This is a genomic window from Amycolatopsis sp. NPDC047767 (assembly GCF_040704195.1).
GTDB lineage: Bacteria > Actinomycetota > Actinomycetes > Mycobacteriales > Pseudonocardiaceae > Amycolatopsis.
Genome location: NZ_JBEYSJ010000007.1, coordinates 328,575 through 335,729, shown reverse-complemented (window position 1 = coordinate 335,729; position 7,155 = coordinate 328,575). Strand labels below are relative to the sequence as shown.

General features: G+C 67.7%; 7 protein-coding genes. 3 read left to right on the top strand and 4 right to left on the bottom strand.

Features of this window, described 5'->3' with window-relative positions:
• Nucleotides 1-455: 455 nt before the first annotated feature.
• The 3 genes from AB0878_RS16330 to AB0878_RS16320 all read left to right on the top strand — a co-directional run bounded on the left by AB0878_RS16330 (nt 456) and on the right by AB0878_RS16320 (nt 3,027).
• Complete coding sequence (locus AB0878_RS16330) at nt 456-1,883, top strand: LCP family protein (protein ID WP_366580571.1); 1,428 nt, start codon at nt 456-458, stop codon at nt 1,881-1,883.
• Nucleotides 1,884-1,966: 83 nt separating this feature from the next.
• Complete coding sequence (phoU, locus tag AB0878_RS16325; RefSeq protein WP_366580510.1) at nt 1,967-2,638, top strand: phosphate signaling complex protein PhoU; 672 nt, start codon at nt 1,967-1,969, stop codon at nt 2,636-2,638.
• Nucleotides 2,639-2,769: 131 nt separating this feature from the next.
• Nucleotides 2,770-3,027 (top strand): hypothetical protein, encoded by a 258-nt coding sequence (locus tag AB0878_RS16320; RefSeq protein WP_366580509.1) that lies wholly within the window; start codon nt 2,770-2,772, stop codon nt 3,025-3,027.
• Between the two features lie 72 nt (nt 3,028-3,099).
• Here the strand turns inward: AB0878_RS16320 and pstB are convergent, their stop codons facing one another.
• The 4 genes from pstB to pstS all read right to left on the bottom strand — a co-directional run bounded on the left by pstB (nt 3,100) and on the right by pstS (nt 7,046).
• Entirely contained in the window at nt 3,100-3,876 is a 777-nt protein-coding gene (gene pstB / locus AB0878_RS16315; protein ID WP_364051854.1) for a phosphate ABC transporter ATP-binding protein PstB, read from the bottom strand.
• Between the two features lie 3 nt (nt 3,877-3,879).
• Entirely contained in the window at nt 3,880-4,794 is a 915-nt protein-coding gene (gene pstA / locus AB0878_RS16310) for a phosphate ABC transporter permease PstA (protein ID WP_366580507.1), read from the bottom strand.
• Nucleotides 4,795-4,796: 2 nt separating this feature from the next.
• Nucleotides 4,797-5,717, bottom strand: a complete 921-nt coding sequence (gene pstC / locus AB0878_RS16305; protein WP_366580569.1) for a phosphate ABC transporter permease subunit PstC — start codon at nt 5,715-5,717, stop codon at nt 4,797-4,799.
• 198 nt (nt 5,718-5,915) lie between these two features.
• Nucleotides 5,916-7,046, bottom strand: a complete 1,131-nt coding sequence (pstS, locus tag AB0878_RS16300) for a phosphate ABC transporter substrate-binding protein PstS (RefSeq protein WP_366580505.1) — start codon at nt 7,044-7,046, stop codon at nt 5,916-5,918.
• Nucleotides 7,047-7,155 lie beyond the last annotated feature (109 nt).

Here is a 7,155-nt window from a genome sequence, read left to right as displayed (position 1 = left end):
GTGCTGCCGGGACGAATGGCAAGCCGGGACCGAATGGCACCTCCGGGCCGCACGGCGTGCCGGGAGCCAACGGTGCTGCCGGGACGAATGGCAAGCCGGGACCGAATGGCACCTCCGGGCCGCACGGCGTGCCGGGAGCCAACGGTGCTGCCGGGACGAATGGCAAGCGGCGGCCCCAGGCCGGCGCGAATGGCCGGCCCGGGCCGAACGGCGCCGTCAATGGCAAGACCGGCATGCCTGGCAAGACCGGCGTGCCCGGCGCAGACCAAAGCCTCGCGGCCGACGGCTTCGACGAGAACGACCCCGGCGCGGAAGCCGACCACAACAACGAAGCCGCGCCGGGAGCCGAGCGCACCCAGCTCACCTCCCCCGTCGGGGAGCGCACCCAGCTCACCCCGCCCGTCGACGGCAAACGGCCGCCGCGCCAGCGTCGGACGCCGGCGCGGCCCGCCGGGGTGCCCGCGCGGTCGGAGCTCGATCCGTTGACCATGACGGACGAGATGGAGGCGATCGACGAGGCGACGCAGTACCGCCGGAAGATCGACCACACCCTCGCGCGCTTCTCGGCCGCCCACGACGAGATGCTGGCGGAGGAGGACAAGCGACGCGAGCGGATGGCGCGGCTGACCGCGCGGCCCGTCGCGTTGTTCGAGCAGACGCGCACGGCCCTGCAGCGCGTGGTGGCGCCCACGGGGATCCAGAAGGCGGTCCCGGCCGACGCCGACGACGAGAACCCCGAAGAGCGCGCCCCGCAGACCCGGCTGCAGGAGAAGAAGCAGCGCCACAGCGAGCGGACCGTCCGGATCGGGCGGATCGTGCTCATCGTGCTGGCCGTGCTGGTCTTCCTGGGCACCGGTGTGGCCTGGGGCGCGGTGAACTGGTTCGACGCCAAGTTCACGCAGGTCTCGGCGCTCGACGAGAACTCCTCCGACATCCGCAACGCCGACGCCCAGGCCAACGACGAGAACTTCCTCATGGTCGGCTCCGACAGCCGCGACGGCGCCTCCGCGGAAGAAGGCGTCGGTACCGCCGAGAGCAACCCCGGCGCCCGCTCGGACACCGTGATGGTCGCCCACGTGCCGGCCGACCGGAAGCGCGTGGTCGTGGTCTCGTTCCCGCGCGACCTCGAGATCAACCGGCCCGACTGCAACCGCTGGGACCCCTCGAAGTCCGCCACCACCGACGAGGTCGTGTCGGGCCAGAGCATCGCGAAGCTCAACACCGCGTACGCCGTGGGTGGCCCGCAGTGCGTCACCAAGGTGATCCAGAAGATCACCGGCCTGCGCATCAACCACTTCGTGGGCATCGACTTCAACGGCTTCAAGGACATGGTCGACGCGGTCCACGGCGTCACCATCAACAACGAGAAGCCCATCGACGACGAGGTGCTCGGCAAGGTCCTCCTCGAAACCGGCGACGTCACGATCTCCGGCGACCAGGCCCTCAACTACGTGCGCGCCCGCCACGTGAAGGGCGATCCGACGTCCGACTACGGCCGCATCAAGCGGCAGCAGGCGTTCATCGGGGCGTTGCTGAAGAAGGTCATGTCGTCCGACGTCGTCCTCGACCCGGCCAAGCTGTCCGGCTTCATCACGGCGTTCGCGAAGGCCACCTTCGGCGACAACCTCGGTGTGCAGCAGATGATGACGCTCGCCCAGTCGATGCGCGGCGTGGACCCGTCCAAGATCAACTTCATGACCGTGCCCACCACCGGCACCGCCAACAAGCGCGGCAACGAGGTCCTCGTGCAGTCCAGAACGGACTCACTGTTCGACGCCCTGCGCGACAACACCCCGCTGCCCGGTGAAAAGACCACCACCGCGGCCAACGCGGCCAACGCGGGCAACTCGGCCAAGATCGACAGCAAGGGCACCGAAGGCTGACCCACGGGATTCGTTAGGCCGGATTCACGTGCGGTTCACCCGGCGATGCGGTATTCGGACAACGCGCGTCGTAGGGTGTCTCCATGCGTGAGGCTTACCATGTCGAACTCGAACAGCTCGCCGAGAACCTGGCCGCCATGTCGGCTCAGGTCGCCGAAGCCATGGAGCTGGCCACCAAGGCACTGCTGGAGGTCGACCTGGGCCTCGCGGAGCAGGTGATCAGCGACGACGCGAAGGTCGACGACGCGCGAGCCGAGTGCGAGGAGCAGGCCTACGCGCTGCTCGCCCTCCAGGCGCCCGTCGCCACGGACCTGCGCACCGTGCTCGCCGCCATCCACGCCGCCGAGAGCCTCGAGCGCATGGGCGACCTCGCCCTGCACGTCGCCAAGGCCGCGCGGCGTCGCCACCCCGAAGCGGTGCTGCCGGAGTCGGTCAAGCCGTACTTCACCGAGATGGGCCGCGCCGCGGTGAAGCTCGCCCGCCAGGCCGAGCAGGTCATCAAGTCCAAGGACGTCAACGCCGCCAAGGACCTCGAGACCGAGGACGACCAGGTCGACGACATCCACCGTCACCTTTTCACCGTGCTGATGGACCGCGACTGGCCCTACGGCGTCGCCGCGGCCGTCGACGTCACGCTGCTCGGCCGCTTCTACGAGCGCTACGCCGACCACGCGGTCTCGGTCGCCAAGCGCATGATCTTCGTGGTCACCGGCCGCATGCCGGGCTACGACTCCGACGAGGACCTCAACGTCTGACCACGCGGTCAGTCCACAAAGGCTCTTCGATCAGAAGGCGGCTCGACCGTCCACTTCGATCTTGGGCCGACGTTAGTTTCTCCTCGCTGACACCGGATTCCGCGGGTTACGCGGAACTGCGAAGGAGAACAATGATCACCAAGCGTTTGGTCGCGGCCACCCTCGGACTGGTCGCGGCCGGTTTCTTCGCCGTCCCGGCCGCCGAGGCGGCAGCCGCTCAGCCGGCCCCCGCCTCGGCGAGCTCGACGTGCGCACTGGACAAGGCGCGGCTCGTCAACGCGCAGAAGGCAATCGACGCGGCCAAGGCCATCGGTGCCAACGCGGCGGTCATCGCCGCCGACAACGCCGCCGTCACCGCGGCCCGCCAAGCCGTCTCGCGCGACTGCTGAGCGAACAATGAACCGGCCCCTCCGTCCATATCGGACGGAGGGGCCGGTTTTACCGCGGACCAAAGAGAACGATCAGCCGAACCGGCCTGAGATGTAGTCCTCGGTCGCCTTCTCGTCCGGGTTGGAGAAGATCTTCTCCGTGTCGTTCAGCTCGATCAGCCGGCCGGGCTGGCCGACGCCGGCGAGGTTGAAGAACGCCGTCTGGTCGGAAACCCGCGCCGCCTGCTGCATGTTGTGCGTGACGATGACGATCGTGTACTCCTTCTTGAGCTCACCGATCAGGTCCTCGATGGCGAGGGTCGAGATCGGGTCGAGCGCGGAGCACGGCTCGTCCATCAGGAGCACGTCCGGCTGCACCGCGATGGCCCGCGCGATGCAGAGCCGCTGCTGCTGACCACCGGAGAGGCCACCACCCGGCTTGTTGAGCCGGTCCTTGACCTCGTTCCACAGGTTGGCACCGCGCAGCGCGCGCTCGGCGATCTCGTCGAGCTGCTTGCGGTTCTTGGTGCCGCCCAGGCGAAGGCCGGCCACCACGTTGTCCTTGATGGACATCGTGGGGAACGGGTTGGGACGCTGGAACACCATGCCGATCGTGCGGCGCACCTGCACCGGGTCCACGGCGGAGGCGTAGATGTCCTCGCCGTCGAGCAGCACCTCGCCCTCGACCCGCGCACCCGGGATCACCTCGTGCATCCGGTTGAGCGTGCGCAGCACGGTCGACTTACCGCAGCCCGACGGCCCGATGAACGCGGTGACGTTGCGCGGCGGCACGTTCAGCGTGACGCTGTCCACGGCGTGGAACTTGCCGTAGTAGATGTCTACGTCCTTGACGTCGATTCGCTTGGCCATGACTCACTTCTTCTTCGGGGCGAGGAGCCGGGAGAGCAGGGTGGCGAGCAAGTTCAGGATCGCGATGATGATGACCAGCGTCAACGCCGCGCCCCAGATGCGGTCGAAGCCGACGCTCCCGGGGTCGAGCGAGTTCGTCACGCGCTCGTTGTTCATCACCAGCGGCAGTGCGGCCTGCTCGCCGTCGAAGGGGTTCCAGTTCACGTAGGCCGAGTAGCCCACGAGGACCAGCAGCGGCGCTGTCTCGCCCATCACGCGGGCGAGCGCCATCATGATGCCGCCGATGATGCCGGACAGCGCCGTCGGCAGCACGATCTTCATGATCGTCTTCCACTTCGGCACGCCCAGCGCGTAGGACGCCTCGCGCAGGTCGTCCGGCACGATCCGCAGCATCTCCTCCGACGAGCGGACGACCACCGGGATCATGAGCAGCACCAGCGCCAGCGACACGGCGAAACCGCTGCGCGGCAGGCCGAGCGTGGTGATCCACAGCGCGTAGATGAACAGCGCGGCCACGATCGACGGGACACCGGAGAGGATGTCGACCATGAACGTGGTGGCCTTCGCGAGCTTGCCGCGGCCGTACTCCACCAGGTAGATCGAGACCAACAGGCCGATCGGCACCGCGATGATCGCGCAGATCAGGCCCTGCTCCAACGTGCCGATGATGGCGTGCAGGACACCACCGCCGACCTCGTCGCTGAGCACGGAGCCGAAGTCCTCGGTCCACCAGTTCGAGAACGGGATCCGCTTGATGCCGTTGACGATCACGGTGTAGAGCACCCACACCAGCGGCACGACGGCGACCAGGAACGCCAGCCACACGAGCACGGTGGCGAAGCCGTTCTTGGCCTTGCGGACCAGGCTCACCTGCTGGAACGCAGGTGTCACAGCGGGACGTTCGAGCGTTGTGGACATGCTCAGTCCGCCTTCCTGCTGATGACGGACCGGGCGGCGAAGTTCACCAGGAACGTCAGCACGAACAGCACCAGACCGGCCGCGATGTACGCGCCGGCGGAGGTGGCGTTGTTGAACTCGCTGTAGTTCGCGGCGATCTTCGACGCGAACGTCGCGCCGCCGTCGAAGAGGCTCCAGTCGAAGTTGCGGCCCTGCGGGATGAGCAGGATGACCGCGAGCGCGATCGTCTCACCGAGCGCGCGGCCGAGGCCCAGCATGGACGCGCCGACGTAGCCGGCCTTGCCGAACGGCAGCACCGTGGTGCGGATGACTTCCCAGCGGGTGGCCCCCAGCGCCAGCGCGCCTTCGATGTGCGGGGTCGGCGTGCGCTCGAAGACCTCGCGCGAGAGCGACGTGATGATCGGCAGGATCATCACCGCCAGCACGATGCCGGCGGTGAAAATCGTGCCGCGCACGTTCGGCTGCACGTTGCCCGGCGCGAAGAGCGGGAACCACGAGAACGTGGAGTTCACCCACAGCGAGAACGGCTCGATCGCCGGGGCGAACACGATGATGCCCCAGAGGCCGAAGATGATCGACGGCACGGCGGCCAGCAGGTCGATGACGTAGGCGAACCCGCGCGCGAGCCGCTTCGGCGCGTACTGCGTGAGGAACAGGGCGATGCCGAGCGAAACCGGCATGGCGATGATCAGCGCCACCAGCGAGGTCGCCACGGTGACCTCGGCGAGGTCGGCGATGCCGAACGCCATGTTCGTCGGGTCGTTGGTCGACCACCCGTGGTTGAACAGGAAGTTGACCTTGTCGACCTTCAGCGCCGGGATGGCCTGGATGATCAGGAAGATCCCGATCAGGCCGATCAGCGCGACGATGAAGATGCCGGCCCCGGTGGTCAGGTTCTGGAAGATGCGGTCACCGGCCCGCACCTTCTTCGGCTTCTCCTGCGCGGGTGGCCTTTCGGGCGCCGGCGCGGATGTTGTGTCCGAAATCGGATCCTCCGGGAACGCTCGGGCGGACGACGAACGCCCACCGGGGATGCCGGTGGGCGTTCGCGTCGAGGATGACTCGCTCATCGACTGGTTCTGTCCTGCGTTTTCTTACTACTCAGACCTGTCGAGGATAGGTCAGGAAATCGCCTTGATGGCCGTCAGCACCTTGTCCTGCAGGCTCTGCGGGATCGGCACGTAGCCCTTGGCCGACAGCTGCTGCTGGCCGGTCGTGGCCGAAACGGTCAGGAACGCCTTGAGGGCCTTCGAGACGTCCGGGTTCGAGTACTTCGAGCACACGAGCTCGTAGGTCGTGAGCAGCAGCGGGTAGGCACCCGGGGTGTTGCTCGCGTAGATCTTGTTCAGGTCGAGCGCGAGGTCGTTGGAGCCCGGGGTCAGGAAGGTCGCGGCGTCGAGCGACTTCGCGACGTTCTGGGCGGACAGCTCGACGCCGCCGGAGCCGCTGTCGATCAGGGCCGGGGTGACGCCGTCCTTGGCGAACGCGCCCTCCACGTACGTGATCGAGCCGTCGGCACCCTTGACCGTGGTGGCGACGCCGTTCGAGCCGGAGGCACCGTTGCCGACGCCGCCGTTGAACTTCTTGCCCGCGCCCTTGGTCCAGTCGGCCGGGGCCGCGGCACCGAGGTACTTCTGGAAGTTGTCGGTGGTGCCCGACTCGTCCGAGCGGGAGACGACCTGGATCGCCTTGTCCGGGAACGTGACGCTCTCGTTGCCCTTGACGGCCTTGATGGCCGGGTCGTTCCAGTTCTTGATCGCGCCGGTGAAGATCTTCGCGATCACGGACGGCGTGAGGGTCAGCTTGTCGACGCCCTGCAGGTGGTAACCGACGGCCACCGGGCCGACGACCAGCGGGATGTTCCACGCCGGGGCACCGCAGCGCTTGTTGGCGGCGTCGAGGTCGGTCTTGGTGGCCGGGGAGTCCGTGCCGCCGAAGTCGACCTGGTTGCCGTTGAACTGCTTGACACCCGCGCCCGAACCGCTGGCGGTGTAGTTGACCTGCTGGCCACTGCACTGCTTGCCGTAGGCGAGCTTGAAGACGTCGATGGCGTTGTTCTGCGCCGTCGAGCCCTCACCGGACAGCGGGCTCTTGCCACCGCAGTCGACCTGCGCGGTGCCGGTGGCGGCGGGGGCGGCGGCCGAGCTGGAGTTGCTGCTGTTGCTCGCCGCAGGGTCGCTACCACAGGCGGCGAGCACCAGGGCGGCGCTCGCCACGATGCCCACGGCACCAAGGGGCCGCATGATCTTCACTGCATTTCCTCCACTCGGAGACTTCGCCGGATCGGCACGCATCTCAGCGCGCCGGATCCGGACATTAGGCAGCCCCGGTGGACGGTCCCCCTTGCTCACATGAACGCAA